We start from the raw sequence: 26,681 nt of genomic DNA, 5'->3' as shown, positions 1-26,681 counted from the left end.
GTCCCTAATGGTCGAGAGGGGGCGGGAGTGAAGGAATCAGTCCAGACCGGGCGTCGGAGCCTCAAGGATCTGGCATCGACGATCAACATCGTCGGCCCGATCGAGCGGTCGTCGAGGTTGGACCGGCCGATCCGCGGCCTGGCCAAGGCGGTGCGCCGCAGGATCGGGCCGGGGCGCCTGCGCGACCTGCTCCACGGCGTCCCCACCGGCAAGCCCCTGCACCCGCCGCTGGCCACCTTCGTCGTGGGCGCCTGGGCGGCGACCTCGGTGATCGACCTGACCGGGACCGGCTCCCGGGCCGCGCGGACGGTGCTCACCGCCGGGCTCGGCGCCGCGCTCCCCACGGTGGCCGCCGGCGTCACGGACTGGTCGGTCATCCACCGCGAGCAGCAGCGGGTCGGGTTCGTGCACGCGGTCACCAACCTGACCGCCTTCGGCCTGTACGCGGCCTCGCTGGCACTGCGGGTCGGCGGGCGCGAGCGGGCCGGCCGCATGGTGGGGTACGCCGGGCTGGGCGCGGCGAGCCTGGGCGGCTTCCTCGGCGGCCACCTGGCCTACCGGCAGGCCGTCGGGGCCAACCACGCCGACTCCGTCACCCATCTGGTCCCGCTCGGCTGGTACGACCTGTGCTCCCTCAACGACCTGCCGGACGGCCGGCCGGTGGCCCGGCGGCTGGGCTACATCGACCTGTTCGTCCTGCGGGTCGACGGCGAGGTCACCGTGCTCGCCGACCACTGCTCGCACCTGGCCGGTCCGCTGCACCAGGGGAGGCTGGTCGCCGAGGGCGGAGCCGCCTGCGTGGTCTGCCCCTGGCACGGGAGCACGTTCCGGCTCTCGGACGGGGCCGTCGTGCACGGCCCGGGGACCGCGCCCCAGCCGTCGTTCGAGACCCGGATCCGCCGCGACGGCGTCATCCAGGTCCGCCCGGCGCAGAACTGACGGTCCCGCCCACTCCGCCCGGCGCGGAACCGGCGGCCCCGCCTACGACCCGCCCGCGGGCGGGTCCGGCGGCCCCGCCGCGGCCTCAGTCGTCGGGGCCGCCGTCGGCACCGTCGGCCGGGTGCTCCACCAGGGCGAGGACCCGGCTGGACATGAACCTGGCGGTGCGCACCGCCGTACCGCTCCGGGTGACCTCGCTCACCTCGACGACGCCGCCGCGGCGGTTGGAGATCTCCACGCGGCGGCCCGCCCGCGTCGCGGCGACCTCGTAGGTCCGTGAGGTGTCTCCGGCATCGATGACGATCTCTACTCTGTCGCCCTTCATGTCGGATTCATACCCATACTGGGTAGGTTTTATCCGTACACCAGTTTGACTATCGCGGCGACGCCGACGCAGACGATGAAGACCCGCAGCACCGGGGCGGGCAGTTTCCGGCCCACCTTCGCGCCCAGGAACCCGCCGATCGCCGCGCCCGCCGCCACCAGCGCCACGGCCCGCCAGTCCACCTCCGCCACCAGCACGAACAGCACCGCCGCGGTCGTGTTGACCAGCAGGGAGAGCACGTTCTTGGCGGCGTTCACCCGCTGCAGGCCGTCGTCGAGGAAGATGCCGAGCAGGCCGATGAGCAGCACCCCCTGGGCCGCCCCGAAGTAGCCGCCGTAGACCCCCGCCGCGAGGACGCCGAACCAGAGCCAGGGACCGCCGTGCGGATGGGCGCGCTCGCGCCGGGCGTTCAGCCACGTGCTGAGCCTCGGCTGGACCATCACCAGCACGCACGCCAGGCCGATCAGGATCGGCACCACCACGTCGAAGGTGCTCGCCGGGAGGTAGAGCAGCAGCACCCCGCCGATGAGCGAACCCGCCACCGAGCCGGCGCCCAGCCGCACCAGCCGGTCGCGCTGCCCCTTCAGCTCCGGGCGGTAGCCGAGCGCCCCGGTCAGCGACCCGGGCACCAGCCCGATGTTGTTGGAGACGTTGGCCACGATCGGCGGCAGGCCCACCGCCACCATCGTGGGGAACGTGATCAGCGATCCGGAGCCGACGACGGCGTTGACGCCCCCGGCCCCGATCCCGGCCGCGAAGATCGCGACCGCCTCCCACGGCGTCATGAACGCCCTCCTCACTCGTACGGCTCGCGCCCGCAGACGGTGCACGGCACTCACCGCACCCTAGGAGGAGCCCGGACGTCATCCGGGAGCGGGGGTGCCCTTCCGCGTCCCGCCCGGTCCGGGCGGGGTCCCCTCCCCGGCCGGAGCCGGGGGTCCCGCCGCGGGTCCCGCCCCCGGGCCGGGCTCCACGGCGCCGGGCCCCGCGGCCGCGGCGTTCGCACCCGCGGCCTCGGCGCCCCACCCGCCCGCTCCCCCGGCGCCCGCGCCCGGTCCTCCGGCGTCCCACCCGCCCGCTCCCCCGACACCTGCGCCCGGTCCTCCGGCGCCCGCGGCGTTCGCGAACAGGCCGCCCAGCCCTTCCAGGGCCCGGCCCATCTCCGAGGGCACGATCCACACCTTGTTGGCGTCGCCCCGGGCGATCTGCGGGAGCGTCTGCAGGTACTGGTAGGCCAGGAGCGCCTGGTCGGGCTTTCCCTCGTGGATGGCCCGGAACACCATCGCGATCGCGTCGGCCTCGCCCTTGGCCCGCATCGCCTTCGCCTCCGCGTCGGCCTGGGCCCGCAGCACCACGGCCTCCGCCTCGCCCCGCGCCTTGAGGACCGCCGCCTGCTTCTGCCCCTCGGCCGTGAGGATGGCGGCCTGCTTCTGCCCTTCGGCCGTGAGCACGGCGGCACGCTTGTCGCGGTCGGCGCGCATCTGCTTCTCCATCGAGTCCTGGATGGAGGCCGGCGGGTCGATCGCCTTGAGCTCGACCCGGTTGACCCGGATGCCCCACTTCCCGGTGGCGTCGTCGAGGACGCCGCGCAGCTCGCTGTTGATCTCCTCGCGGGAGGTGAGCGCGCGCTCCAGGTCCATGCCGCCGACCACGTTGCGCAGCGTGGTCACGGTGAGCTGCTCGACACCGACCAGGAAGTTGGCGATCTCGTAGGTGGCCGCCCGGGGGTCGACCACCTGGAAGTAGATCACCGTGTCGATGGAGACCACGAGGTTGTCGGAGGTGATGACCGGCTGCGGGGGGAACGAGACGACCTGCTCGCGCAGGTCGATCGTCTCCTTGATCCGGTCGAGGAAGGGGACCACCAGGTTGAGCCCCGGCAGGAGGGTGCGGTGGTATCTCCCGAGCCGCTCCACGATCCCGGCGGTGGCCTGGGGCACGATCCGGACCGTCCGGACCAGCGCGAACCCTGCGACGGCCACCACGATGAGGGCGGCGATGAACGACGGTCCCATTGGCCACTCCGGGCGGTCGAGTCAAATGGAGCTCTCGTCCCCGAAATGATATTTCGTTTTACTTTTTCTCAGTGGCGTAAGTCACACATGGAATCAGAACTGTTGCGCTCGGGCGTACCAGCGCCCGTCGAGGCCGCGCTCCAGGGTGAGGGGGAGGCCGAAGGTGCGCGAGAGGTTGTCGGCGTTCATCACGTGGTCGATCGGACCCTCCTCGACCACCGCCCCGTGCCGAAGCAGCAGCGCGTGGGTGAACCCGCTGGGGATCTCCTCCACATGGTGGGTGACCAGGACCATGGTGGGGGCCTTGGGGTCGTGCGCCAGGGCCGAGAGCCTGCGGACCAGGTCCTCCCTGCCGCCCAGGTCCAGCCCGGCGGCGGGCTCGTCCAGCAGGAGCAGCTCCGGGTCCGGCATCAGCGCCCGGGCGATCTGCACCCGCTTGCGCTCGCCCTCCGACAGCGTGCCGAACCGGCGGCGGATCAGGTGGGCGCAGCCCATCTGATCGATCAGCTCGACCGCCCGGGTGACGTCCGCGGAGTCGTACTCCTCCTTCCAGCGGCCGAGGATCGCGTACGAGCCGGTGAGCACCAGGTCGATGACCTTCTCGTCCGCCGGCACCCGCTCCGCCAGCGCCGCGCTCGCCAGCCCGATGCGCGGGCGCAGGTCGAACACGTTGGTCTGGCCCATCCGCTCGCCCAGGACCTCCACGACGCCCTCGGTCGGGAAGAGCATGGCCCCGGCGGCCTGGAGCAGCGTCGTCTTGCCCGCGCCGTTGGGACCGATCACGACCCACCGCTCGTCCTCGTGGACGGTCCATTCGATGTTCCGCAACAGGACCGCGCCGTCCCTGCGGACGGTGACGTCCTGCAACCGAAGCACCTGACCGCCCATGCGCCACGCCTCCTCATCAATCGCTCGGATCAAAACCTATTGCAGGGCGAGCGCATATCGTGGACCGGTGCACCCTGATTCACCGATCTCGGCCACGCTGGTCTGCTGGGGCAACGCCTGGCTCGCCGGGCAGACGGGGCTGGACCAGGCCGCCGACCGGGTGGAGCGGCAGGCCGGGCCCCAGCTCGTCGCCACCGCCTCCGGCGACGTCCCGCTCCGGAACGTCCTCGCCGACCTGCGGGGCGACGGCCTGGCGGCGCTGCGCCTGGCCCTTCCCGCGGCGGGCGACCCGCTCGGCCTCACCGGTCCGCCCGCCTTCACCTCCGCCGCCGTCGACGCCGGGCAGGCGGTCACCGCCGTGCTCCCCGGCAGGTGCCTCGGGCTGGTCCCGGCGCCGGACCGCCGCGGGTCGTCGTACTCCGGAGTCCGCTGGAGCGTGTTCGAGGCCTCCGCCGCGGTCCCGGACGTGCCCTCCCTGGCCGAGGCCGAGCACGCCCTCACTCTCGCGATGCGCGCGGCCACCGACGCCCTGCTCGGCGTGGAGGGCCCGGCCCAGGGCCACCGCCGGGCGCAGCCCCCGGACGAGGGCCTGGCCCCCGGCTATCCCGCCCGCGCCCACCGGGTCGCGGCCCTGGCCGCCCGCCTCGCCGCGGCGCTCCGCATCGCCGACGACCGCGGGCTCACCTCGGGCCAGATCGCCACCCGCGCCCAGGCCCTGCGCGACCTCGACCGCGCGGTGCGGCGCGCGCGCGTGGCCGCCCACCACGCCATCACCGAGCTGGTCTGACCCGCCGGCCCGGTTCCGGCGGAGGACCGGCCAGGATCGGGCCGGGACCAAGCCGGGGACGGCGGACGGACCGCCGGTCAGATGGCGAAGACCTCGGCGAAGCGCTCCAGCAGCGCGGGGTCGCCCTTGATGCGCACGGCGCCGGTGGCGACGGCCTCGTCCGGGGTGATCTCCTTCGCCATCAGGGCCTTGATCGCCATTCCGGTCTCGATGACGAGGTCGGCGTCCGGCAGCGGGCCCTCGCCGGCGCTCAGCGCGCCGTCGGCGAGGCGCAGGTGGAAGACGGTCTCGCCCATGCGCACCTCGTAGCGGACGGTCAGGCCGGCGGCCGCCCCGGGGCGGAAGGTGTTGCGCATCGCCAGGACCATCGAGGCCGGGGTGACGATCTCGCCGGGGCGGGGCTCGCCCAGCGACCTGGCGCCCCACCGGCTCAGATGCATGACCGCCTCCTCCAGGTCGCGGCCGTACTCGGTCAGCTCGTAGACCACCGAGCCGTCGGGGCGGGGCAGGACACGGCGGTGCACCACGCCGGCGGCCTCCATCTCCTTGAGCCGGGCCGACAGGATGTTGGTCGGGATCTTCGGCAGCCCCTTGCGCAGGTCGGTGTAACGCCGGGGACCGACCAGGAGATCACGGATGATGAGCAACGCCCAGCGCTCGCCGACGATCTCCACCGCGCGGGCGAGCCCGCAGTACTGTCCGAACTCACGCTTCGCCATGCTTCAGATTTTATGCCACACACCCGTTGACATAGCTAGCTTGTTTTTAGCAAGCTTGCTTCAGCAAGACGGCGGGACACTCCGGCCGGACCCTGAGAACGCAGGACGCGACAGCGCGTCCGACGACCCCTCGGAAGGACGCCCTCATGCGCAAGCTCAAGCTCCAGGTCCAGACCACCGCCGACGGCTACATGGGCGGCCCGAACGGCGAGATGGACTGGATGCACTTCCCCTGGTCCGACGACCTCAACGCCTACCTCGACGCGCTGACCAAGCCGGTCGACACCATCGTGCTGGGCCGTAAGCTCGCCGAGGGCTTCATCCCCTCCTGGGAGGCCCGTCCCGAAGGCGAGTCCCAGGAGACCATCGACTGGATGAACGACACCCCCAAGGTCGTCGTCTCCGGCTCGCTCACCGAGTCTCCCTGGAAGAACGCCACCGTCGTCGGCGGCGACCTCGCCGAGGCGATCGGCGAGCTCAAGGCCCGGCCCGGCGGCGACATCATCACCTACGGCGGCTCCACCCTCGCGCAGAGCCTCATCGCCGCCGGTCTGGTCGACGAGCTCCACCTGATCGTCAACCCGACCGCGATCGGCACCGGCCTGCCCGTCTTCCCCACCACCGGCGCCGTCCAGCGCTTCCAGCGCGTCGACGTCCAGCCGTTCGAGTGCGGCATCACCGCGCTCTGCTACGCCCCGGCCCGCTCCTGACACCGCCCGCCGGGGCGGGTGCGAGGGGATCGACACGGCCCGTCCGAGGCCGGCGGGGTCCACGCCGGCCTCGGGCGTCGTGTGCCCGTCCATGCGCCCGCGCGGTGGACCTGGACCGCCACCCGGCCGCCGGGCCTCAGGCCAGGCCGTGCCGTACGGCGTAGAGCGCGGCCTGGGTCCTGTCCTGCACGCCCAGCTTCATCAGCACGTTGGAGACGTGGGTCTTGACCGTCTTCTCCGCCACCGCCAGCTCCCGGGCGATCTCCCGGTTGGAGCGGCCCGAGGCGATCAGCGCGAGCACCTCGCGCTCCCGGTCGGTCAGCGGGACCACCGGTCCCGCCGGAGCCGCGTTCCCGGACGCGGGCGGGAGGGCGGCCCCGGCCAGCATCGCCTCGGCGGCCTCGGGGGCCAGCAGCACCTGCCCGCCGTGGACCGCGCGGATGGCCTGGACCAGCGCCGCGGGCTCGACGTCCTTGTAGAGGAAGCCAGCCGCCCCGGCCCGCATGGCCGGGGCCACGTCGCCGCGGTCGGAGACCGAGGTCAGCACCAGCACGCGCGGCGTCAGCCCGAGTTCCGCGAGCCGGGCCAGCGCGCCGGGACCGTCGAGGACCGGCATCCTCAGGTCGAGCAGGAGCACGTCCGGCGCGAGCGACCCGGTCAGCTCCACCGCCTCGGCGCCGTCCCGCGCCTCCCCCACCACCTCCAGGTCGTCCTGCAGGTCCAGGAACGTGCGCAGGCCCTGCCGGACCACCGGGTGGTCGTCCGCGATCAGCACCCGGATCGTCCGGCCCCGTTCACCGCCGCTCACCCGCGCGCCACCGTCCTCCCGCCTCCGTCCACCGCACGCCGTACCCGTCCCGCCCGCCGTACCCGTCCCGCCCGCCGTCCCGGTGCCGTGCGGGCGCTCACCGGGGCACCTCCATCCGCACCAGCGTGCCGCCGCCCGGCTCCGAGGACACCCGCACGCTCCCGCCCAGGGCCTGCGCCCGGTCGCCCATCGACGCGATGCCCAGCCCGCGGCCGGAGGCCGCAGCCGCGTCGAACCCGGCCCCGTCGTCGCGCACCTCCAGCACCACCCGGCCCCCCTCGCAGCCCAGCCGTACGGTGACCGCCTCCGCGGCGGCGTGCCGGGCGGCGTTGTGCAGGGCCTCCTGGGCGACCCGCAGGACGGCCGCCTCCGTCTCCGGCGCCAGCCCGCACAGCGCCTCCCCTTCGCCCCCGTCCCCCAGCCGGAACGTGAACGACGCCGGATGGAGCCGGTCCAGCAGCCGGACGTGCTTGCGGAGCGTCTCGGCCAGGCCGTGGCGGTCGAGCTCGGCCGGGCGCAGCTCCACGATCACCGCACGGAGCTCGGCCAGCGCCTCCCCGGCCAGCCGCTCCACCCGCTCCAGCTCGCGCACCGCCCGGTCGGGGTCACGGGTGACCAGCGAGGCCGCCGCCTGGGCGGTGAGCCGGAGCGAGAACAGCTTCTGGGTCACCGCGTCGTGCAGCTCGCGGGCCATCCGGGTGCGCTCCTCCACCAGCGCCAGCTCCCGGCCGCGCTCGTAGAGGCGGGCGTTGGTGAGGGCGATCGCGGCGTGCGCGGCGAACATCGTCAGCAGCCGCTGGTCGTCCTCGGTGAACCCGCCGGGGGCCCGCTTGTTGGACAGGAAGACGATGCCGAGCACCTGCTCGCCGTCGCGGATCGGCACCCCGAGGAAGTCCTTCAGCACCGGATGCGCGCGCGGCCAGGAGTCGAACCGCGGGTCCCGGCGGACGTCCGGCAGCCGGACCGGGGCGCCCTCGCGCAGCATCGCGCCGAGCAGCCCGTGCTGGCGGGGCGTCGGGCCGATGGACGCCCACTCCTCGTCGGAGATGCCCTCGGCGACGAACTCGGCGAACGCCCCCTCGTCGTCGGGCACGCCCAGCGCCGCGTAACGGGCGTCCAGCAGCCGCTGCGCCGAGCGGACGATCACCTGGAGCACCTCGCGGACCGACAGATGCCTGGTCACCGCGAGCACGGCGGAACTCACCGCGTGCAGGACGGCGTCCCGGTCTCCGTTCACGCGGAGAACTCTAGGCGCACACCCCGGATGCCACGGCTCCGCAGCCGGGCTCCGCCTCGGCGGAGCGGACGGCATGCCGGGTCCGGCCGTCGCCTGCCCGGCCAGTCAGCCGCAAGAGGATTCCAAGTCGATCTCCGCATGCTGGTCGCAACGATCGCCTCCCCATTGGAGTGACCATGCGCCGGCCCCTGACCGCCCTCGCCGCCATCACCGTGGCGGGTGGCATGCTGCTCGTCCCCCAGACCGCGAACGCCCAGACCTTCCAGCACCGGGCCGCGAACGCTCCGGTGACGGCACAGCAGGCTCCCCCGCTGTCACCGCTGAAGCTGACCGCCTACTACCCCCGCAGGGCGTACGCGGGCCGCACGATCACCTACACGCTCAAGACCAAGAACGTCGGGGACTGGTACACCGACATCGCCTACATCGGTGGCTACGTCCCCAAGCAGGCCTACAAGGTCCGGATCACCGGCCCCTCCGGCTCGTACTGCGAGGCCGACGGGCGCGAGGTCGGCTGCCTGCTCGACCGGCTGAACCCCGGCAGGACCGCCACCGTCAAGGTCAAGGTCTGGCTCCGGGGCAGTGCCCAGGGCACCGCGGCCGCCGAGTTCGCCACGGCCTCGATCGACGTCCCCGCGGGCGGCCTCGACACCCTCGACATCCACGGTCTCGACACCGGCGTGGACCTGAAGTACGTGAAGGTCAGGACCCGGATCCTCCGCTAGCCGTACCCCGTCCGCGCACCGGAGCCCCGCCCCGTCCCCGCTGCGGGGGGCGGGGCCGGGGTCGCCGCACCGGACGTGCGGTCCGCGTGTACGGCGCGCCGTACGGTCCGGGTGAGGACCCGGGCGTGCGGCGTGTGCCGTAGGTCCGGGTGGGGGCCCGGGCGTGCGGCGCGTACCGTGCGGACAGCCTCATATGCGACCGGGCCGCCCAGCGGGCATGATCTCCCCATGACCACTCCGGCTACGCTCAGGGTCGTCCTGGCCGAGGACCACTACCTGGTGCGCGAGGGCACCCGCCGGCTCCTGGAGTCCACCGGGGAGATCTCCGTGGTGGCCGCCGTGGGCACCGCCGGTGAGCTGCTCGACGCCGCCCGGCGGCTCCGGCCCGACGTGGTCGTAACCGACATCCGGATGCCGAGCCCCGCCGACCCGGTACGCCCGGGCATGGAGGGCGTCGACGCCGCCCACCGCATCCGGGCGGCCGCGCGGGACCTCGGGGTCATCGGCGTCGTGGTGCTCTCCCAGTTCTCCGACGCGGTGTTCGCCCTCGACCTGTTCCGGGACGGCACCGAGGGACGGGCCTACCTGCTGAAGGACCGGGTCGGGGACATCGACGAGCTGCTCGGCGCGATCCGGTCGGTGGCCGCGGGCGGGTCGGTGATCGACCCCAAGGTGGTGGAGGGCCTGCTGGCCAAGCGCGGCGTGCGCGGCGGCCCGCCGCCGACCGACCTCACCCCCCGGGAACTGGACGTGCTGCGCGAGATGGCGCACGGCCTGTCCAACGGCGGCATCGCCCGGGCCCTGCACCTGTCGGTCTCCGCGATCGAGAAGCACGTGAACTCGATCTTCATGAAGCTGGCGCTGGAGAACAGCCCCGACACCCACCGCCGGGTGGCCGCCGTCATCGCCTATCTCGGCTCGGGCTAGGCCACCGCCCGAGCCGAAGCCCGAGCCGGAACCGAAGCCGGGGCCCGAGCCGAAGCCTGGGGCGGAACCGAAGCCGGGGGCGGAACCGAAGCCGGAACCGGGCGGGACGGGACCCGGGCCGGGAACCGCGGAGACGCCGGAACCGGGCGGGCCGCGAACACCGGGCGTCCGGATGATGAACCACTTACCCGGGTGTTTCCCGGGGCAAGTAGCGTAGGCATCGATGAACCAGCGCACGCTCCTGATCACGTTGACCGGTCCCGACCGTCCGGGCGTCACGTCCCGGCTCTTCGCCGTCCTGGCCGGTTTCCCCGTCGCCGTCGCCGACGTCGAGCAGGTCGTCATCCGCGGCCGGCTCACCCTCGGCGTCCTCGTCGCCTACACCGGCGACACGCCGACCGGAACCGGCGGCACCCTCGGCGCGCTGTGGACCGCCGTCGAGCGCACCGCGGAGGACCTGGGCCTGGAGGTGGAGCTGTCCACCGGCTCCGACACCAAGGAGAAGCGCAGACGCGGCCGACTGCACGTCACCGTGCTCGGCGCGCCCCTGCATCCCGCCGCGATGGCGGGCATCTCGGGGCGGATCGCCGCCTCCGGGGCCAACATCGACCGGATCGAGCGGCTGTCGAGCTATCCGGTGACCTGCATCGAGCTCGCCGTCTCCGGCGCCGACCCGGACGCGCTCCGGGCCGAGCTGGCCGTCGAGGCGCACGCCCAGCAGGTGGACGTGGCCGTGCAGCGGACCGGTCTGTACCGCAGGGCCAAGCGGCTGATCGTGATGGACGTGGACTCCACGCTCATCCAGGCCGAGGTGATCGAGCTGCTGGCCGCGCACGCCGGTTGCCTGGACGAGGTCGCCCGGGTCACCGAGGAGGCGATGCGCGGCGAGCTCGACTTCGCCGAGTCCCTCCGCCGCCGCGTGGCACTACTCGAAGGCCTCCCGGAGGAGATCTTCGAGAAGGTCCGCAAGGAGATCGTGCTCACTCCCGGCGCCCGCACGCTGGTGCGGACGCTCAAGCGGCTCGACTACCGGTTCGCGATCGTCAGCGGCGGCTTCACCCAGCTGACCGACGGCCTCGTGCACGACCTCGGGATCGACTACTCCGCCGCCAACACCCTGGAGGTGGTGGACGGCGTGCTCACCGGACGGGTGATCGGTGAGATCGTGGACCGGGCCGGGAAGGCGCGGGCCCTGGAGCGCTTCGCCCGTGAGGCGGGCATCCCGCTCAGCCAGACCGTGGCGATCGGCGACGGCGCCAACGACCTGGACATGATCGCCACCGCGGGTCTGGGCATCGCGTTCAACGCCAAGCCGGTGGTCCGCCAGGCCGCCGACGCCGCGGTCAGCGTGCCGTACCTCGACTCGATCCTCTACCTGCTCGGCATCTCCCGGGCCGAGGTGGAGGCCGCCGACGCCGAGGACGGGCTGCCCGCCGCGGACCGCTGAGCCGGAAGCGGCCTGCCCGCCACGGGCCCCGGAGCGTACGGCCCGCCCGTCCGCGGCCGGACGCGAGAGGCCGGACCGGCCGGGGTCAGCGGTCCTTCGGGCTCCACCGGGTGACCGCGCGTCCGCTCTCCAGCTCCGCCCACGCGTCGGCGGTCTCGATGACGGCGAACGCACCGGGCGGGAACCCGGGATCGCCGTCACGCGTGGTGAGCTCCATGACCAGTTCGTGGACTCCGGGGTTGTGCCCCACCAGCAGCAGCGTGCCCACGTCGGGGCCGGTCCGCCGGAGCAGCGCGAGCAGGTCGTCGGCGTAGGCCTCGTAGACGTCCCGCTCGAACTCGACGGACGCGCCGGGCAGTGCCAGTTCGGCGGTCCGCCGGGTCCGCGCGGCCGGAGAGCAGAGCACCAGGTCCGGCCGGAGCCCCAGCTCGGCGAGGACCTCGCCGACCCTGCGGGCGTCGTGCTCGCCCCTCTCGGTGAGAGGACGCTCCCAGTCGGCGAGACCGGGCCGGTGGGCGGCCTTGGCGTGCCGCAGCACGATCAGCGTGCGCATCGTCATCTCGCCGCCCACATGGCGATCCCGGCGAGCACCGCGAACACCGCGGCCATCGCCAGCAGGATCATGATGAGCGTCTTTCCCCCGGAAGGCTGCTGTTCCATCGGGTTCCCGGCACTCCCGGCTGGGGCGTGCCGTCCCTCCTCTTGAGATGTCGTCGTGTCGTCCCGGCGGCCGGGACCCGGCCGCCTCCGGCCGCCCCGGCGGAGGGAGACGGGATCCGCCTCCCCGGGGAGCGGAGGAGTCACCGCTCAGTTTCCCACCGGGACCGCCCGCCCACGCGGAAGGGGTGCGCGGTCGCCCGCGCACCCCTTCGACGGTGCCCCCGCGGTGCCCTCGTTGTACGGTGCCCTCGTTGTACGGGCCCCGTACAGGGGATCGACCGTACGGGGACTCAGCCGGCGATCGGCTCGGGCTCCGGCTCACGGTCGGGGCTGTTGTTCCCGGCCGCCGAGTCGTCGTCCGCCGAGCGGCGCTTGGAGACGACCACCGCGGCGATCACCACGATCACGGCGACCGCCGCGATGCCGACCCGCAGCGCCACGTTGTCGGCGTAGACCACGACGGCCGGGGCGATCAGCAGCGCCACCAGGTTCATCACCTTGATGAGCGGGTTGATGGCCGGTCCCGCGGTGTCCTTGAACGGGTCGCCGACCGTGTCGCCGATGACCGTCGCGGCGTGGGCCTCGGAGCCCTTGCCGCCGTGGTGCCCGTCCTCGACCAGCTTCTTGGCGTTGTCCCAGGCGCCGCCCGAGTTGGCCAGGAACACCGCCATGAGCGTGCCGCAGGCGATGGCGCCGGCCAGGAAGGCGCCGAGCGGCGCGTATCCGAGCGCGAAGCCCACGGCGATCGGCGTCATCACCGCGAGCAGGCCGGGCGTGGCCAGCTCACGGAGCGAGTCGCGGGTGCAGATGTCCACGACCCGGCCGTACTCCGGCAGTTCGGTGCCGGCCATGATGCCCGGCTTGGTACGGAACTGCTCGCGCACCTCGAAGACGACGCGCATGGCCGCCCGGCCGACCGCCATGATCGCCAGGCCGGAGAACATGAACACGACCGCGGCCCCGATGACCAGTCCGACGAGCACGTTCGGTGAGTCGACGCCGAGGCTGAACGTGGCGAAGGACCCCAGCGCGTCCTTCACCCCCTGCGTGGCCCCGGTCAGCTCGGTCTCCACCGCCGTCCGGAAGGCGCCGAACAGCGCCGTCGCGGCGAGCACGGCCGTGGCGATCGCGATGCCCTTGGTGATGGCCTTGGTGGTGTTGCCGACGGCGTCCAGCGAGGTGAGCACCGCGGCGCCCTCGCCCTCGACGTCGCCGGACATCTCGGCGATGCCCTGCGCGTTGTCGGAGACCGGGCCGAAGGTGTCCATGGACACGATCACGCCCACCGTGGTCAGCAGGCCGGTGCCGGCCAGCGCCACGGCGAACAGGGCGACGGTGACGTTGCCGAAGCCGAGCAGGAACGCACCGTAGACCGCGCCGCCGATGAGCAGCGCCGAGTAGACCGCCGACTCCAGGCCGACGCTGATGCCCGCCAGGATGACCGTGGCGGGCCCGGTGACGGAGCTCTCCCCGATCTCCCGTACGGGGCGCCGGTTGGTCTCGGTGAAGTAGCCGGTGAGGATCTGGATGGCGCTGGCCAGGATCAGGCCGATCAGCACCGCGCCGATCGCGATGAGCCTGGGGTCGGAGTCGACGGCCGCGATCGCCTGGCTCACCCCGTTCAGCTCGGCGAAGCTGGCCGGCAGGTAGAGGAAGGCGGCCGCCGCGACCAGCACCGCGGAGATCGCCGCGGAGATGAAGAAGCCGCGGTTGATGGCCGCCATGCCGTTGCGGTCACCGCTGCGCGGAGAGGTGACGAAGATGCCGATGATCGCGGTGAGCACGCCCACCATCGGCACGATCAGCGGGAACACCAGACCCTCGGTGCCGAAGGCGACCTTGCCCAGGATGAGGCTGGCGACCAGCATGACCGCGTACGACTCGAACAGGTCGGCCGCCATGCCCGCGCAGTCGCCGACGTTGTCGCCCACGTTGTCGGCGATGGTGGCGGCGTTGCGCGGGTCGTCCTCGGGGATGCCCTGCTCGACCTTGCCGACCAGGTCGGCGCCGACGTCGGCCGCCTTGGTGAAGATGCCGCCGCCGACCCTCATGAACATCGCGAGCAGGGCGGCGCCGAAGCCGAAGCCCTCCAGTACGGCGGGGGCGTCGCCCTTGTAGACGAACACCACGATGGCTGCGCCGAGCAGGCCCAGGCCGACGGTGAACATGCCCGCCACACCGCCGGTGCGGAAGGCGATGCGCATCGCCGTCTTCTCCCCGGCGGTGCGGGCGGCGGCGGCGACGCGGACGTTTCCCCGGACCGCCAGCCACATTCCCATGAATCCGGTCAGTGCGGAGAAAACCGCGCCGATCACGAAAAATACTGAACGGCCGATCCTCACTTCCGTCGAAACCGCCGGAAGCAGATACAGCAGGAAGGGAATGGCGATGACGAATACGGCGAGCGTGCGGAACTGCCGCCCCAGATAGGCGGCGGCTCCTTCCTGCACGGCCCTTGAGATGTTCTGCATGCGCTCGGTGCCCTGATCGGCGGCGAGCACCTCGCGGACGAGGCCGCCGGCGACGGCGAGCGCGAGCAGGGCTACGGCGGCGACCACGACCACGATGGTCAGGTGGGAGCCGCTCAGGGATACCGCTGTCTCATCGACGGCGGCGAGATGGACAGACATCCGACTCTCCTCGGCAAGACGGGAACACGTCCTGCCCGGAGTGCGTCGCGATGAGTGGAGCGGTGGGTCGGCGGCGCACGTCCGGGCGATTGGCAGTGCCGCTTCCGGTTGCGTCCACAGACCTTCTTTCGGCGCGGAACCCGACAAGAGTCCCGTCCGAAGGACAAACCTTGGCCGGTGCGGGGAGTCTACGCAGCAAGGACGCGGATATGAAGCCTCTGCACACCGTCAATCGGCGACGTGTCCAACAGTGCCCGCGAACCCGTGCGCCCATACCACCGTTTACGCTGCTAGACGCCTTTTATGCCAATGTTTTCGCGACATTTCGGCCTACACATTTAACCGGTTAAAGAAGACCGAAAATCTGCGGAGCTCACGGGCGGAGACACCGGCTCCAGGGGAGGACAGGGCACCGGGCCCGGGGAGGACCGGGACACCGATTCCAGGGGAGGACGGATCCGGCGGCCCTCGGGACAGGGCAAGGACACCGGCCCATGGGATGGAGGGACACCCGGCCCGAGGCGTGGAGAGACACCGGGCCCGGGAGGACGGATCCGGCGGGCCCGGGCTTCCGGGCCCGGGCATGATGACGACCGGGCGTGCCCGTGTGGGCGCGCCCGGTCGCGGGAGAAGCGGTCGCCCGGAGGCCGCGGGCCGGCCCCGGGTCAGACCGGGGACAGGCCGTTCGGCGCGGCGGGCCAGCTCATGCGGATGCGCATGCCCTTCGGACTCGGGAAGACCTCGACGTCGTCGGCCAGTCCCGCGATGACCGCGATGCCGAATCCGGACATCAGCGTGTCGGGGATCTTCCCGAGGAAGTCTTCGAGAGAGGGCGTGGTGCGCTCCTGCCGTTCCAGCTCATCACTCGGGGCCGCGTCGGTGACGATCACCTCGAACCGCCCCGAGTCGTCGCACAGCTCGATGCGGATCGGCTCCCCCGGGCAGTGGAGGCGGTGCGCCTCGACCGCCCGGGAGCAGGCCTCACCGACGGCGAGCCGTACCTCGTCCAGCAGTGACTCCTCCACCCCGGTACGGCGCGCGATCGCGGTGGCGACCAGACGTGCCGTACGCACGTGGGCGGGAAGGGCGCTGAACGTCAGCTCGACGGTGGCCATGGCTACTTGTCTCGGCCGTGGGCTTCCTTGGCCTCCTCGACCGAGGCGTAGATGCCGAAGACCTTGGTCAGGCCGGTGATCCGGAAGATCTTCAAGATGCGCTCCTGGGTGCAGACGAGCTCCAGGGAGCCGTCGTGCGCCCGAACGCGCTTGAGCCCGCCGACCAGGACGCCGAGACCCGTGGAGTCGAGGAAGTCGACCTTCTCCATGTTGACCAGGAGGTGGAAGTTCCCCTTGTTGACCAGGTCGATGAGGAGCTCACGCAATCTGGGCGCGGTGTAGACATCGATCTCACCCTCGACCTCGACGATAGTGAGACGGTCCTCGGAATGGTGGTCCAACTTCAGATCCACAGATCCTCCAGCGCCTTGCCTGCGAAAATACGATTCAGGCGTGACTTCTGGGACCTGGAGGTCCCTAGACGACAAGCCCCGACGCGCGGCATTCAACCATGCGTACGCTCAGTGTCTATACGAAATCACGATTCCCGGCGACTCTGCCCACAGATGCGAGACTGAAAACCAGTGAGCCCGTCTTCTTCCTCACCGTCGCGAGCAGACCCTCTCCTGTCCCGTCTGCTCGGCGTTCCCGCACGTCGGGGGCGCGTCACCCATGTGGAGCATGTTCCAGCACGTCAGGCGGGTCAAGCCCGATGGCCGGATTGGGTCAGCGAGACGCTGGTTACGCGCTGGGCGAACCAGGGTATTTTCGGTCTTTGGCCACATCAGGCGGAGGCCGCCGAGCTCGCCCACCGTGGCCGAAACGTGATCATCGCCACCGGCACCGCCTCGGGCAAGTCCCTCGCCTACCAGGTCCCCGCGCTCAGCTCCGTGCTGGACGGGGGCACCGCCCTCTATCTGACGCCCACCAAGGCCCTGGCCGCCGACCAACTCCGCGCCCTGGAGGCACTCGACGTGCCCGGCCTGCGCGCCGCCGCCTACGACGGCGACACGCCTTACGAGGAACGGGCCTGGATCCGGCGGCACGCCAACTACGTGCTCACCAACCCGGACATGCTTCACCGCGGCCTGCTGCCGGGCCACGCCCGGTGGTCGGGCTTCTGGCGGCGGCTGCGGACGGTGGTGGTGGACGAGTGCCACGGCTACCGGGGCGTCTTCGGCTCCCACGTGGCGCAGATCCTGCGCCGCCTGCGCCGGGTCTGCACCCGGTACGGCTCGTCCCCGGTCTTCGTCCTCGCCTCCGCCACGGCCAGCGACCCCGGGGCCTTCGCGACGCGCCTGACGGGCCTCCAGACGGCCGAGGTGACCACGGACGCCTCTCCCCGGGGTTCGATCACCTTCGCCCTCTGGGAGCCGCCCCTGACCGATCTGCGGGGCGAGGGCGGCGCACCGGTCCGGCGGCCCGCCGCCGCGGAGACCGCCGATCTCCTCGCCGACCTCGTCCTCGACGGGACCCGCACCCTCGCCTTCGTCCGCTCGCGGCGCGCCGCCGAGTCCGTGGCCCTGTCCGCCCGGGCCAGGCTCTCCGACCTGGCCTCGGGCATGATCTCCCGGCCTTCTCCCGGCATGGCCGCCCCGGCATCCCTCACGAGCCTCGCGGACCTGCCCGGCAGGATCGCCGCCTACCGGGCCGGATACCTCGCGGAGGAGCGCCGGGGCCTGGAGCGGGCGCTGCGGTCGGGGGACCTCCTCGGGCTGGCCACGACCAACGCCCTGGAACTCGGTGTCGACGTGTCGGGGCTGGACGCCGTCCTCATCGCGGGATGGCCGGGCACCCGGGCGTCGCTGTGGCAGCAGGCCGGACGGGCGGGCCGCGCGGGCCAGGACGCGCTGGCCGTGCTGATCGCCAGGGACGACCCGCTCGACACCTACCTGGTCCACCATCCGGAGGCCCTGTTCGGGCGGCCGGTGGAGGCGATCGTGCTCGATCCCGGCAACCCCTACGTCCTGGGCCCGCACCTGTGCGCGGCGGCCGCGGAGATCCCCCTCACCGAGGATGACCTGGAGATCTTCGGTCCGACCTCGAAGGAGGTGCTCGCCTCGCTGGTCGGTGACGGCCTGCTCCGGCGGCGGTCGTCGGGGTGGTTCTGGACCAGGCGGGAACGGGCGACCGACCTCGCCGACATCCGGGGCTCCGGCGGGGCGCCCGTCCAGGTCGTGGAGCTGTCCACCGGATGCCTCCTGGGGACCGTGGACGAGTCGTCGGCCCACACGACCGTGCACACCGGAGCCGTCTACGTGCACCAGGGCGAGACGTTCCTCGTCACCGAGCTCGACCTGGAGGCGGGCGTCGCACTGGTCGAGGCGGGAACCCCCGACTACACGACCTTCGCCAGAGACGTCACCGAGATCTCCGTCCTGGAGTCGTTCCGCTCCCATCCGCTCGGTCCGGGGGAACTGCACTTCGGCTCGGTGGAGGTCACCCGCCAGGTCGTCTCCTACCTCAAGCGCCGTCTGCAGAGCGGCGAGCCCCTCGGTGACGAGGCGCTCGACCTGCCTCCGCGAACGCTGCGCACCCGCGCGGTCTGGTGGACGCTGCCCGCCTCGGCGATCTCACCCCTGGCCGAGGCCGGGCTGGATCTGGGAGGAGCGGCGCACGCCGCCGAACACGCCTCCATCGGCATGCTCCCGCTCTTCGCGACCTGCGACCGGTGGGACATCGGCGGCGTCTCCACCGAGCTCCACGCCGACACCGGCATGCTCACCGTCTTCGTCTACGACGGCCATGAGGGCGGCGCGGGCTTCGCCGAACGGGGGTTCTCCCGCGCCCTCGAATGGCTCACCGCGACCAGGGAGGCCATCGCCTCCTGCGAGTGCGAGCGCGGCTGCCCCTCCTGCATCCAGTCCCCCAAATGCGGAAACGGCAACGAGCCCCTGGACAAGGCCGGCGCCCTGCGTCTCCTGGCCGTCCTCCTCTCGATGAACGGATGACGGGGGCGGCTCAGGACCCGGCCCGCAGGGTGAGTCCGCGGCGGCCCCACGGGGATCCGGCGGGGATCCACTGGAGGGGTCCCCGAGACGGATCCCCGGATTCGGAACCGGGGTCCCGGTGCCGTCCCGGGACGGCCACACGGCGGCGCCGTTCAAGACCGCGCTCCGCCACCGTCAGGGCCGAGGCCCGTGGCCGTCCCGGGACGGCCACACGGCGGCGCCGTTCAGGACCGCGCTCCGCCTCTGGAGCGGAGCCTGCCGGAACGGGACCCGCCGGGCGCACCTGAGTCGTGCTCGTCCTCCTCCCGGTCCTCCGCCCAGAAGTCCTTCGCTCCGGGTTGGGGCCGTTCCCAGAACCCGCTGTCCTCGATCGACCGGGGTGCGGGCGGCAGGTAGCCGTCCCACCGGCCTCCGCCGCTCCGGACCGCCACAGCGGTGACGCTGCCGATCTCGGGAGCCGGCGCCGCCGCGGGCAGGGTGGAGCCCGTCGATTCGAAACGGGAGTGCGGGGTCTCCGCCGCCGTGCCGCTCTCCTCCGGCCGGGCCGCATGTCCGGTCCGGCCGGCTTCAGCGGACATCGCCTGCCCGGCTTCCACGGGCACGCCCGGCCGCACCCCGGAGGAACCGTCCTCGCCCGGCCGCACTCCGAAGGAACCGTCATCACCGGGTGATGCCGTATCCGGTGTCCTACCGCCTTCTCCCGTGAAGGACCGGGTCACGGGGCATGCGGCTGCGGGGCTCCCGGCCGGTCGCCGGGAGTAAGGCATCCGGACCACCGCGAGGATGACCGCGGGGCGACGGGGTGGTCCCGGCGCCTTTCCGGCGGCCGGGCGCCGAGCCTCCCCGGCGCCGTCGCTGCGGAGGGCGGCACCGCCGCGCGTGTCGGTGCTCCCCCAAACGGATCCGCCCCGCGAGGTGTCGCCTCCATCCGGCACGGTGCCACCACGCGAAGCGGCACCACCGGTGGCACCACGCGAAACGCCGTCCCGGCCCGGAACGGCACCTGCGTTCAGGACCGTGGAGGTCATGCCTTCCCCGGATCCACCGGTCGCACGTCCACCGGCCCGGCCGGTCAGCCACCTGCGGCGAACCCACGCACCGCCGTGTGCGCCGAGGAGTAGCAGGAGCATTCCGCCGGCGATGAGAAGCCCCAGGCCGGCCGTTCCGCCCGTCGTCGGCTCGGGCCGACCGGTGACGTCCGCGCTGCCGCCGGACGTGGTCTCCGCCGCCTCCGAACCGGCCCTTCCCGTCCCGCCCCCTTCTCCCTCCTTCCCCGCTGTGCCGGGGCCGGCCGCTCCGGAACCGGCCGCCTCGGAGGCCGTGTCCGACCCCGTACCGCTCCCTGCCCCACCGTCACCGGCGCCCGGCCCCGTGTCGTCCCCGCCCTCCTGGGACCCGGATCCCCCGCCGGGGACGGCCTCCGCAGGCCGGGCCCGGCTCGTCGGCGTGTCCTTCTGCGGCAGCCGGGGAAGGCTCTCGACACCGGACCGGAGATCGTCATCTCCGCGGTTCCGGCCCTCCTGCCGGGCGCCCGCGTCATGCGGGTGCCCTTCGTCTCCTGCGGAGCGGGCGCGTTCCCGGGCCCTGGGGACGGGGACGCGCACCGCCGCGACGGCCGACCGGCCCGAGACGAGGGTGCCGCCTCTGCCGTCACTCCGGATCGCCCGCACCGTGAACCCGATCCGCTTGCCCGCGGCCTTGGCGGGAAGCACCAGGGTCACCCTGCACGAGCCCCCGCGGCACGCACCGCTCGCCCCCACGGCGCCGACCCTGCCGGTCCGGCTGCTGAAGATCTCGTAGCCTCGGAGATCGGGCTCGACCCCCCGACTCCAGGTGAGCACGGCCCGGTCGCCCCGCAGCCGGACGCCCACCCCGCCGGGTGAGCGCGGAGGAACGGACTGGGTCAGCGTCCGGGACGTCTCGTCCCATCTCCCGCCCAACAGCTTGCCTCGTTCGACGAGCCTGATGGCGTAGCGGCCGTTCGGGCGCCTGCGGGGATCCCAGGCGTAGGAGACACGCCGGTCTCCCTTCGCGACCTGCCTGCCGTTGACGTAGAGCACGGCGTCGAAGACCAGGTCGACCCGGCCCGAGATCGTCACCTTCCGGTCCGAGGTGACCCGTGACGGCATGTCCAGGCTCGCCTTGGCATGGGCGGGGCCCGCCGTGGCGAGCATCGCGGAGACGGACACGATCGGAGCGATCACCGCCGCGGTGACCAGGCTGCGAACCGTCGTCACGACGTTTCCCTTCGTCGGGGGCCGTACCGCGGCCGCCCTTTGCGGAGCTGGACGCGAGACGGCATGGACGTGAGGTAAGTAGAACGTTACGTGAGCTTTCCGGCTTTTGGACGATGAGTCCAAGAAGTTGTGATTCGATCGCGACTTCACCGAGCCCCGGACCTGCGTTTCAGCGTCAGGCCTCACCCGGCCTGGTCGGTGATGTGCACGGGGCCGGCGCGCGCTCTGGCCGAGGCCTTCCGGCCTCCTGCAACCGGAAGCGAGAACCCCACCGCGACCTGGACGTCCGCGATGCCGTCGGCGCGGGTGGAGCACCGCAGGAGCCTGGCCCCGTTCGCCGCCGCCAGGGAAGCCGCCTCAGCACACCCCCGGCCGGGCTCGGTGAAGGCGAACCGCGCGGCGGCGAGCGCTCCGAGATCGGCCGCGGTCTGCGCACGGTGCCGCGCCACCCTGGCCGTCCCGATGAGCACCACCGTCACCGCCAGCGTGAAGATCACCGCCATGACCGCGACGGTCCAGACCGTCGCCGAACCGCGCTCCCGTGGATCCGCCGCCCGCGGCACGGCCCTCCCCATCAACCGCCTCCGATGCCGCGGCTCCGGTTTCCGGGCGGGAAGGCATCCGGCCCGTCTCCCGCAGGCGGCCCCGGCCATCCCGCGGATGGACCCCGTCCCGCGAACGGGTCAGCCCGTCCCGTCCCGGACTCGGCGGTGGAGGCCTCGGTCCCCGCCCCCGGCTCGGTCGCGGAGACCGCGATCGCGCGAACGGTCACCTCCGGCAGAGAGAGCCCCCACCGGGGCCTCACACCGGCCCGCACCTCCACTCGCACGCGCTCGGCGTCGCGGGTCACCTCCGCCCGCGCCCCGTCCGGGGCGGCCGACAGAACGCCGCTCCGCACCTGCTCGATCGTTTCGCCCCTGGAGGCGGCCCGTGCCCCCGCCCGGGCCGCGTCCACGCACTCCAACTGGGCTCCGATCACGGCGATCGCCCACAGCCCTGCGGCGAGGACCACCATCAGGGCCGGCAGCGCCGCCGCGGTCTCCGCCGTCACCGACCCCCGCGAGGAACGCAGGGCACCTGGGCGGCCCACCGGGATCACCGGTCGCCTCCGGCGCGGAGACCCGGACCCTCGGACCGGAGCCTTCGCCCGGTCGCCTCCGATCCGGATGATCCGGCCCTCAAGCCTGAGCCCCCTGTCCCGTGGTGTTCAGCGCCCGGTCGATGAGGGCCCTGATCATCTCCTGCACCTCCGGACTCGTCACGACCTTGAAGAGAAGGGCTGCGAACGCGCAGGCGGCGATGGTGCCGACGGCGTATTCGGCGGTGGACATGCCGCGCTCCCCGCCCGGGCCGGTGATCAGCGAGGAGCGGCGCTCCCACCACCTCACCAACGCGTGCCGGAGACCATCGGTGCTCGATCCGGTCATCGTTTCCTCCTGAGGATGTGAAGCCGTGCCTTCCATCGCGGCATCGGTCACCCCAGGTTCCGCGATATTCACATCACCCTGTGGACAAGAGCGGAGTTCTGTGGAAAAGCACTCCGCGAGCACGTCATCCCTGTGGATAACTCAGGGGATGACGATCTCGCCGGCGAGACCGGCGACGACCGGGACGATGCCGAGAAGCACGAAGGCGGGCAGGAAGCAGAGGCCCAGCGGCGCGACCACCTGGATCCCCACCCGACGCGCGGCGGCCGACGACGCCGCCCGGGCCGCGTGTCTGGAGTCGTCGGCGGCCCGCGTCAGCACGTCGGCCACCGGGGCGCCGCTGAGCGCCGCCCGGCTTATGGTCCGGGCGAGTGGAGCGAGCGCGCGATCGGCCGCCAGGGCGAGCCAGGCATGCTCCGGTGCGGCTCCCAGCCTCAGCCGGCCGCTCACCCGTGCCAGACGGTCCCCGAGCGGCCCGCCGACCGCCTGCACGGTCACATCGAGAGCACCGGTGATGGGCTGGCCCGCACGCAGGCAGGCCACCATGAGATCGGCCGCGAACGGCAGGTCGGCCGTGATCCGGTCCCGCTCCCGGCACTGCGCCGGCCCCTCCCGTCTCCGCAGGACCAGCAGCACGGCCACGGCACCCGCACCTCCCGCCACGGCCCCCGGCACGCCCCCCAAAACCAGGAAGACCACCAACGCGACGGCGACCGCGATCACGGTCTCACCTCGGCTCGACGGCTTCCCTCCGGTGCTCTCCGCCGCTGCCCCGGACCGCCCGGCACCCCCGGGTCCGTCCCCGGGAAGACGGAGCACGCCCCCGGGGGCGTGCTCCGGGAGCGAGGGGCCCGGACGTGCCCGCCGGAGCCGGCGGACCGGATCAGCGGGCGACGTCCACATCCAGACCGCGGCTCCGGTGAGCACGGCGGTCAGCATCCCCACCGGCAGAGCGTTCATGTGTTCCCCTCCCTTTCCTGCCCGCAGCGGAGGCTCAGGCGCGTTCGGCGCGGGTGACGAGACGGCGGGTCCACCACAGACCGCAGCCGTCGAGAGCGATGCCGACCACCAGGCAGGCCGCTCCCGCCGGACCGCCGAACAGGAAGTCGAGAGGACGCATGCCCAGACCCGCCGCCATCGACAGGCCCAGGACCGGGAGTCCGGCGAGCAGCCGGGCCGTCGCCCGCGGACCGGCGAGCTGGGCCGCGACGTCCTGGCGATGGGCTTCGGCCTCTCTCAGGGAGACCGCCACCCGGTCGACGAGGACGACGAGCCCTCCGCCGACGTCCACCCCCGCCCGCCAGCAGGCGGCCAGTCTCCTGAGCCCTTCGCCTCCCCGCTCCGGCGCGGCGGCCAGCAGGGCCTCCGGAACGTCACCGCCGTCCCGCGCCGCCGCGATCAGGGAGCGGAGCGCCATCGGATCGGGGAACTCCACGGCCGCCCCCGCCCGGATCAGCGCTTCGTGCGCGGTTCGGCCGGCGGCGAGTTCGGCGGCCAGTCCCTGGCAGAGTTCCAGAGACGCCGCCCGCCAGGCCGCCGCTCTCCGGGACGGCCGGGAGCGGCGGGCCGGCCACCTCGGGGACGAGCCGGGCCCGGCCGGGCCGTACCGCCGTGGGCCCGGTGGACACCGTAGACGCCGTAACCGGGCGGCCGCCGGATCCGGACCCGTCCACAACCAGGCGGCCGCCCCTGCGAGGAGCAGAGCGGCGGCGGTCAGGACGGCCGTCATGTCCGCGCTCACCGCCGGAGGAGGACGCCGGGGACACGGGCCGTCAGGGCGGACAGCCCCGGACCGTGGACCACCCGGCCGCCGGGAGTGAAGGTGAGCGCCGGTTCGGCCTGGACCAGGCCCGACGGATGACGCGTCATCATGCATATCTCCGCCACCCGGCGGCGGCCGCCGGCACGGTCGCGGACAAGGTGGACGACGGCGTCCAGCGCCGCGGCGATCTGGCTGTGGACCGCCTCTCTGCTGAGACCCGCCGCGCAGGCGAGGGCCTCCAGCCGGGAGGGCACGTCGGCCGCCGTGTTGGCGTGCAGCGTGCCGCAGCCTCCTTCGTGACCGGTGTTCAGCGCGGCCAGGAGGTCGACGACCTCCGCCCCGCGCACCTCGCCGACGACGAGGCGGTCGGGGCGCATCCGCAGCGCCTGGCGGACCAGGTCACGCAGGCCGACGCCCCCGGCGCCCTCGATGTTGGGCGGACGCGACTCCAGGCGCACGACGTGGGGGTGCGCGGGCCGCAGCTCCGCGGAGTCCTCGACCAGGAGCAGGCGGTCACCGTGGTCCGCCAGGGAGAGCAGCGCGGACAGCAAGGTCGTCTTCCCCGTGCCCGTGCCGCCCGAGACCAGGAAGGCGAGCCGGGACTCGATCATCGCGGTGAGCACCGGGACCGCATCGGGCCCGATCGTCCCGGCCTCGAGGAGGTCGGAGAGGGTGAACGTGCGTCGCGGCGGGAGCCTCAGGGACAGGCAGGTGCCGCCTGGGGCCACCGGAGGCAGCACGGCGTGGAGCCGGACTCCGCCGGCCAGCCTGGCGTCCGCGTAGGGGCAGGCGTCGTCGAGGCGGCGGCCCGCGGCCGACGCCAGCCGTTGCGCGAGCCTGCGGACCGCCTCCTCGTCGGGGAAGGCGACCTGGGTCCGGCGCAGGCCGCCGCCGTCGTCGATCCACACCTCGCGCGGGCCGTTCACCAGCACGTCGGTCACCTCCGGCTCGGCCAGCAGCGGCTCCAGCGGACCGGCTCCGATCAGGTCCGCGCAGAGGGCCCTGGCCACCGCCAGGATCTCGGCGTCGCCCAGTGTCGCCCGTTCGGCCCGGAGCGCGGCGGTGACGTGCGCGGCGCTGGGCTCGACACCGGTCCGGGCCAGGCGTATCCGGACCGCCTCGACCAGTTCGGGTGAGGCGGCGGTGGTGAGCGGGGCCCGGCTCACGTCCCGGCTCCGGCCGTACGGGCCCCGGCCAGGGCGTCCAGCGAGTCCAGGAACGTCCGGCAGAACCGGCCGAGGGCGGTCCGCCGGCCGATCGGCGGGGTGTCCCCCCGGTTCAGCGCGGTCATGAGCCGGGGCTGGTCCGGCAGGCTCCCGGCGCACGGCGTGCCGAGGGAGGTGGTGACCACCTCGTCCTCCAGGACCCCGCTCCGGACGACCGCCCGGATCTCCCCGGTGTGCCCGCGGATCCCCGAGAGCACCTGGGCCGCGGCGAGGACGCCGCGCACGTCCGCGGTGACGACCAGCAGCGCGGTGACCGCCCGGCTCAGGGCCTCCACTGCGGCCGGATCGGGGGCGCGCGGGAGATCGACGACCACGAGGTCGAATCCGCGCTGACCCGCGTCGAGGACCGAGCGCATCGCCTCGGCCGGGATGGGCTCGGCCTCGCCCCGATGGAAGGAGAGCAGGGTCAGATCGGAGAAGGTGGGCAGGGCCGCCTGGAGGGCGGTGAAGCTGACCCTGCCCTCTCTGGCGACCAGGTCGGACCAGCGGGCGCCCTCGGCCTCCTCCTGTCCGAGCAGGAGGTCGAGCCCGCCGCCGAGGGGGTCGGCGTCGACGAGGAGGGTCCGTCGGCGCCTGCGGGCCGAGGTCAGGGCGAGTCCGGCGGCGAGCACGCTGGCTCCGGCCCCGCCGCGCCCGCCGATGACGCAGACGACCTGCCCGGCTCTCGTGGCGGGCTCCGCGACGTCGGCGAACTCGTCGGCCAGCCGCCGCTCGGCCGCGGGGAGTTCCAGCACGGCCTGGGCGCCCACCGCGACGCACTTGCGCCAGGTGTCGGGATCTCCGGGATCGCGCGTGACCAGCATGACCCGGTGCCGGGACGGCGGCCCGGTCGCCGCCATGGCGTCGGCCACGTCGCTGCCGACGACGACCATCGGGGCGCGGCTCCAGTAGGGCCGGGCGTGCGCGGGCACGTGCGCGACGTCGAGCTCCGCTCCGGCGGCCGCGGCGACGCGCAGCAGGTCGTCGAGCAGGTCGTGGTCCTCGGTGATGACCAGCGGGCGGTCCAAGATGCCTCCCTGGAAGGTGGGAGACCCACCTTCCAGGGGAACCCGCTCCTCCCGAGCTCCCGGACCCCGCTCTGTGGACGACGGTCCGGCACCCGTCATCGCCTGTGGAGAACGCCCCGGAACCGTGGAGAACGCGCCGGAAAAGGGGCGACCCCCGCCGGGGGGATGGCGGGGGTCGCCGAGCGGTCCGGCTCTGGGG

Annotated in this window: 27 protein-coding genes; 8 read left to right on the top strand and 19 right to left on the bottom strand. The window is 73.2% G+C overall.

Annotated features, from left to right (window positions below):
• Positions 1 to 27: 27 nt before the first annotated feature.
• A complete protein-coding gene (locus HS048_RS05950) occupies positions 28 to 939 on the top strand; it encodes a Rieske 2Fe-2S domain-containing protein (protein WP_084008484.1) in 912 nt (303 codons plus the stop codon).
• Between the two features lie 85 nt (positions 940 to 1,024).
• Here HS048_RS05950 and HS048_RS05945 read toward each other — a convergent pair whose 3' ends face one another.
• From HS048_RS05945 to HS048_RS05930, 4 genes are all read right to left on the bottom strand, one after another.
• A complete protein-coding gene (locus HS048_RS05945) occupies positions 1,025 to 1,264 on the bottom strand; it encodes a hypothetical protein (RefSeq protein ID WP_191896435.1) in 240 nt (79 codons plus the stop codon).
• A 29-nt stretch (positions 1,265 to 1,293) separates the two neighbouring features.
• Positions 1,294 to 2,049 (bottom strand): sulfite exporter TauE/SafE family protein, encoded by a 756-nt coding sequence (locus HS048_RS05940; protein WP_068898108.1) that lies wholly within the window; start codon positions 2,047 to 2,049, stop codon positions 1,294 to 1,296.
• A 78-nt stretch (positions 2,050 to 2,127) separates the two neighbouring features.
• Entirely contained in the window at positions 2,128 to 3,279 is a 1,152-nt protein-coding gene (locus HS048_RS05935) for an SPFH domain-containing protein (RefSeq protein ID WP_230880751.1), read from the bottom strand.
• Between the two features lie 93 nt (positions 3,280 to 3,372).
• Complete coding sequence (locus HS048_RS05930; protein ID WP_068898106.1) at positions 3,373 to 4,167, bottom strand: ABC transporter ATP-binding protein; 795 nt, start codon at positions 4,165 to 4,167, stop codon at positions 3,373 to 3,375.
• 67 nt (positions 4,168 to 4,234) lie between these two features.
• Between HS048_RS05930 and HS048_RS05925 the strand changes: the two genes are divergently transcribed.
• A complete protein-coding gene (locus tag HS048_RS05925; protein WP_196466380.1) occupies positions 4,235 to 4,954 on the top strand; it encodes a hypothetical protein in 720 nt (239 codons plus the stop codon).
• Between the two features lie 77 nt (positions 4,955 to 5,031).
• On the opposite strand, the gene HS048_RS05920 is transcribed toward HS048_RS05925, so the two are convergent.
• The gene (locus HS048_RS05920) at positions 5,032 to 5,673 is read right to left on the bottom strand and encodes a winged helix-turn-helix transcriptional regulator (RefSeq protein ID WP_230880750.1); all 642 of its coding nucleotides are present in this window, start codon (positions 5,671 to 5,673) and stop codon (positions 5,032 to 5,034) included.
• Between the two features lie 146 nt (positions 5,674 to 5,819).
• On the opposite strand from HS048_RS05920, the gene HS048_RS05915 reads away from it, so the two are divergent.
• Positions 5,820 to 6,383: a dihydrofolate reductase family protein gene (locus HS048_RS05915; RefSeq protein WP_191896439.1), complete on the top strand. Its 564-nt coding sequence runs from the start codon at positions 5,820 to 5,822 to the stop codon at positions 6,381 to 6,383.
• A gap of 136 nt (positions 6,384 to 6,519) precedes the next feature.
• Here the strand turns inward: HS048_RS05915 and HS048_RS05910 are convergent, their stop codons facing one another.
• Both HS048_RS05910 and HS048_RS05905 read right to left on the bottom strand, forming a co-directional pair.
• Positions 6,520 to 7,191 carry a response regulator transcription factor gene (locus HS048_RS05910; RefSeq protein WP_068898100.1) on the bottom strand — a complete coding sequence of 224 codons (672 nt, stop codon included), beginning with the start codon at positions 7,189 to 7,191 and terminating at the stop codon, positions 6,520 to 6,522.
• A gap of 97 nt (positions 7,192 to 7,288) precedes the next feature.
• Positions 7,289 to 8,428 carry a GAF domain-containing sensor histidine kinase gene (locus tag HS048_RS05905; RefSeq protein ID WP_068898098.1) on the bottom strand — a complete coding sequence of 380 codons (1,140 nt, stop codon included), beginning with the start codon at positions 8,426 to 8,428 and terminating at the stop codon, positions 7,289 to 7,291.
• A gap of 176 nt (positions 8,429 to 8,604) precedes the next feature.
• On the opposite strand from HS048_RS05905, the gene HS048_RS05900 reads away from it, so the two are divergent.
• The 3 genes from HS048_RS05900 to serB all read left to right on the top strand — a co-directional run bounded on the left by HS048_RS05900 (position 8,605) and on the right by serB (position 11,527).
• Positions 8,605 to 9,153 (top strand): hypothetical protein, encoded by a 549-nt coding sequence (locus HS048_RS05900; protein ID WP_196466379.1) that lies wholly within the window; start codon positions 8,605 to 8,607, stop codon positions 9,151 to 9,153.
• A 228-nt stretch (positions 9,154 to 9,381) separates the two neighbouring features.
• Positions 9,382 to 10,080 carry a response regulator transcription factor gene (locus HS048_RS05895; protein ID WP_068898093.1) on the top strand — a complete coding sequence of 233 codons (699 nt, stop codon included), beginning with the start codon at positions 9,382 to 9,384 and terminating at the stop codon, positions 10,078 to 10,080.
• 223 nt (positions 10,081 to 10,303) lie between these two features.
• Positions 10,304 to 11,527 carry a phosphoserine phosphatase SerB gene (gene serB / locus HS048_RS05890; protein ID WP_196466378.1) on the top strand — a complete coding sequence of 408 codons (1,224 nt, stop codon included), beginning with the start codon at positions 10,304 to 10,306 and terminating at the stop codon, positions 11,525 to 11,527.
• Between the two features lie 85 nt (positions 11,528 to 11,612).
• On the opposite strand, the gene HS048_RS05885 is transcribed toward serB, so the two are convergent.
• The 4 genes from HS048_RS05885 to HS048_RS05870 form a co-directional block, all read right to left on the bottom strand.
• Positions 11,613 to 12,086: a histidine phosphatase family protein gene (locus HS048_RS05885; protein WP_230880749.1), complete on the bottom strand. Its 474-nt coding sequence runs from the start codon at positions 12,084 to 12,086 to the stop codon at positions 11,613 to 11,615.
• Positions 12,087 to 12,477: 391 nt separating this feature from the next.
• Positions 12,478 to 14,817, bottom strand: a complete 2,340-nt coding sequence (locus HS048_RS05880; RefSeq protein WP_196466377.1) for a sodium-translocating pyrophosphatase — start codon at positions 14,815 to 14,817, stop codon at positions 12,478 to 12,480.
• A gap of 665 nt (positions 14,818 to 15,482) precedes the next feature.
• A complete protein-coding gene (locus HS048_RS05875; protein WP_068898087.1) occupies positions 15,483 to 15,932 on the bottom strand; it encodes an ATP-binding protein in 450 nt (149 codons plus the stop codon).
• Between the two features lie 2 nt (positions 15,933 to 15,934).
• Entirely contained in the window at positions 15,935 to 16,285 is a 351-nt protein-coding gene (locus tag HS048_RS05870; protein WP_012887265.1) for an STAS domain-containing protein, read from the bottom strand.
• 213 nt (positions 16,286 to 16,498) lie between these two features.
• Between HS048_RS05870 and HS048_RS05865 the strand changes: the two genes are divergently transcribed.
• On the top strand, positions 16,499 to 18,823 hold the full coding sequence (locus HS048_RS05865; protein WP_230881201.1) for a DEAD/DEAH box helicase: 2,325 nt from the start codon (positions 16,499 to 16,501) through the stop codon (positions 18,821 to 18,823).
• Positions 18,824 to 19,047: 224 nt separating this feature from the next.
• On the opposite strand, the gene HS048_RS05860 is transcribed toward HS048_RS05865, so the two are convergent.
• Positions 19,048 to 19,401 carry a hypothetical protein gene (locus HS048_RS05860; RefSeq protein WP_196466375.1) on the bottom strand — a complete coding sequence of 118 codons (354 nt, stop codon included), beginning with the start codon at positions 19,399 to 19,401 and terminating at the stop codon, positions 19,048 to 19,050.
• A gap of 1,093 nt (positions 19,402 to 20,494) precedes the next feature.
• Between HS048_RS05860 and HS048_RS38030 the strand changes: the two genes are divergently transcribed.
• Positions 20,495 to 20,623 carry a hypothetical protein gene (locus HS048_RS38030; RefSeq protein ID WP_255529566.1) on the top strand — a complete coding sequence of 43 codons (129 nt, stop codon included), beginning with the start codon at positions 20,495 to 20,497 and terminating at the stop codon, positions 20,621 to 20,623.
• 619 nt (positions 20,624 to 21,242) lie between these two features.
• Here HS048_RS38030 and HS048_RS05855 read toward each other — a convergent pair.
• The 7 genes from HS048_RS05855 to ssd all read right to left on the bottom strand — a co-directional run bounded on the left by HS048_RS05855 (position 21,243) and on the right by ssd (position 26,482).
• Positions 21,243 to 21,635, bottom strand: coding sequence for an Rv3654c family TadE-like protein (locus tag HS048_RS05855; RefSeq protein ID WP_196466374.1), 393 nt, complete (start codon positions 21,633 to 21,635; stop codon positions 21,243 to 21,245).
• Entirely contained in the window at positions 21,635 to 22,150 is a 516-nt protein-coding gene (locus HS048_RS05850) for a TadE family type IV pilus minor pilin (RefSeq protein ID WP_196466373.1), read from the bottom strand. The genes HS048_RS05855 and HS048_RS05850 overlap by 1 nt, the downstream gene beginning before the upstream one ends.
• 88 nt (positions 22,151 to 22,238) lie before the next feature.
• Entirely contained in the window at positions 22,239 to 22,487 is a 249-nt protein-coding gene (locus HS048_RS38710) for a DUF4244 domain-containing protein (RefSeq protein ID WP_068898081.1), read from the bottom strand.
• A gap of 141 nt (positions 22,488 to 22,628) precedes the next feature.
• Positions 22,629 to 23,210, bottom strand: coding sequence for a type II secretion system F family protein (locus HS048_RS05840; RefSeq protein ID WP_196466372.1), 582 nt, complete (start codon positions 23,208 to 23,210; stop codon positions 22,629 to 22,631).
• A gap of 271 nt (positions 23,211 to 23,481) precedes the next feature.
• The gene (locus HS048_RS05835) at positions 23,482 to 24,216 is read right to left on the bottom strand and encodes a type II secretion system F family protein (RefSeq protein WP_230880747.1); all 735 of its coding nucleotides are present in this window, start codon (positions 24,214 to 24,216) and stop codon (positions 23,482 to 23,484) included.
• 8 nt (positions 24,217 to 24,224) lie between these two features.
• Complete coding sequence (locus tag HS048_RS05830) at positions 24,225 to 25,415, bottom strand: TadA family conjugal transfer-associated ATPase (protein WP_068898079.1); 1,191 nt, start codon at positions 25,413 to 25,415, stop codon at positions 24,225 to 24,227.
• Positions 25,412 to 26,482, bottom strand: a complete 1,071-nt coding sequence (gene ssd / locus HS048_RS05825) for a septum site-determining protein Ssd (RefSeq protein ID WP_191896447.1) — start codon at positions 26,480 to 26,482, stop codon at positions 25,412 to 25,414. Before ssd ends, HS048_RS05830 begins: the two co-directional genes overlap by 4 nt.
• Positions 26,483 to 26,681: the final 199 nt, after the last annotated feature.

The sequence above is a fragment of the Planomonospora sp. ID91781 genome (assembly GCF_015711595.1).
GTDB classification, from domain to species: domain Bacteria; phylum Actinomycetota; class Actinomycetes; order Streptosporangiales; family Streptosporangiaceae; genus Planomonospora; species Planomonospora parontospora.
This window is presented reverse-complemented; position numbering and strand designations above follow the sequence as displayed.

Bases quoted from the DNA above. Each gene is read 5' to 3' on its own strand.
- HS048_RS05835 (WP_230880747.1), bottom strand. From the start codon at position 24,216: ATGACGGCCGTCCTGACCGCCGCCGCTCTGCTCCTCGCAGGGGCGGCC.
- HS048_RS05860 (WP_196466375.1), bottom strand. From the start codon at position 19,401: ATGTCCGCTGAAGCCGGCCGGACCGGACATGCGGCCCGGCCGGAGGAG.
- serB (WP_196466378.1), top strand. From the start codon at position 10,304: ATGAACCAGCGCACGCTCCTGATCACGTTGACCGGTCCCGACCGTCCG.
- HS048_RS05900 (WP_196466379.1), top strand. From the start codon at position 8,605: ATGCGCCGGCCCCTGACCGCCCTCGCCGCCATCACCGTGGCGGGTGGC.
- HS048_RS05885 (WP_230880749.1), bottom strand. From the start codon at position 12,086: ATGACGATGCGCACGCTGATCGTGCTGCGGCACGCCAAGGCCGCCCAC.
- HS048_RS05855 (WP_196466374.1), bottom strand. From the start codon at position 21,635: ATGGGGAGGGCCGTGCCGCGGGCGGCGGATCCACGGGAGCGCGGTTCG.
- HS048_RS05940 (WP_068898108.1), bottom strand. From the start codon at position 2,049: ATGACGCCGTGGGAGGCGGTCGCGATCTTCGCGGCCGGGATCGGGGCC.
- HS048_RS38710 (WP_068898081.1), bottom strand. From the start codon at position 22,487: ATGACCGGATCGAGCACCGATGGTCTCCGGCACGCGTTGGTGAGGTGG.
- HS048_RS05945 (WP_191896435.1), bottom strand. From the start codon at position 1,264: ATGAAGGGCGACAGAGTAGAGATCGTCATCGATGCCGGAGACACCTCA.
- HS048_RS05895 (WP_068898093.1), top strand. From the start codon at position 9,382: ATGACCACTCCGGCTACGCTCAGGGTCGTCCTGGCCGAGGACCACTAC.
- HS048_RS05880 (WP_196466377.1), bottom strand. From the start codon at position 14,817: ATGTCTGTCCATCTCGCCGCCGTCGATGAGACAGCGGTATCCCTGAGC.
- HS048_RS05920 (WP_230880750.1), bottom strand. From the start codon at position 5,673: ATGGCGAAGCGTGAGTTCGGACAGTACTGCGGGCTCGCCCGCGCGGTG.
- HS048_RS05875 (WP_068898087.1), bottom strand. From the start codon at position 15,932: ATGGCCACCGTCGAGCTGACGTTCAGCGCCCTTCCCGCCCACGTGCGT.
- HS048_RS05915 (WP_191896439.1), top strand. From the start codon at position 5,820: ATGCGCAAGCTCAAGCTCCAGGTCCAGACCACCGCCGACGGCTACATG.
- HS048_RS05930 (WP_068898106.1), bottom strand. From the start codon at position 4,167: ATGGGCGGTCAGGTGCTTCGGTTGCAGGACGTCACCGTCCGCAGGGAC.
- HS048_RS05935 (WP_230880751.1), bottom strand. From the start codon at position 3,279: ATGGGACCGTCGTTCATCGCCGCCCTCATCGTGGTGGCCGTCGCAGGG.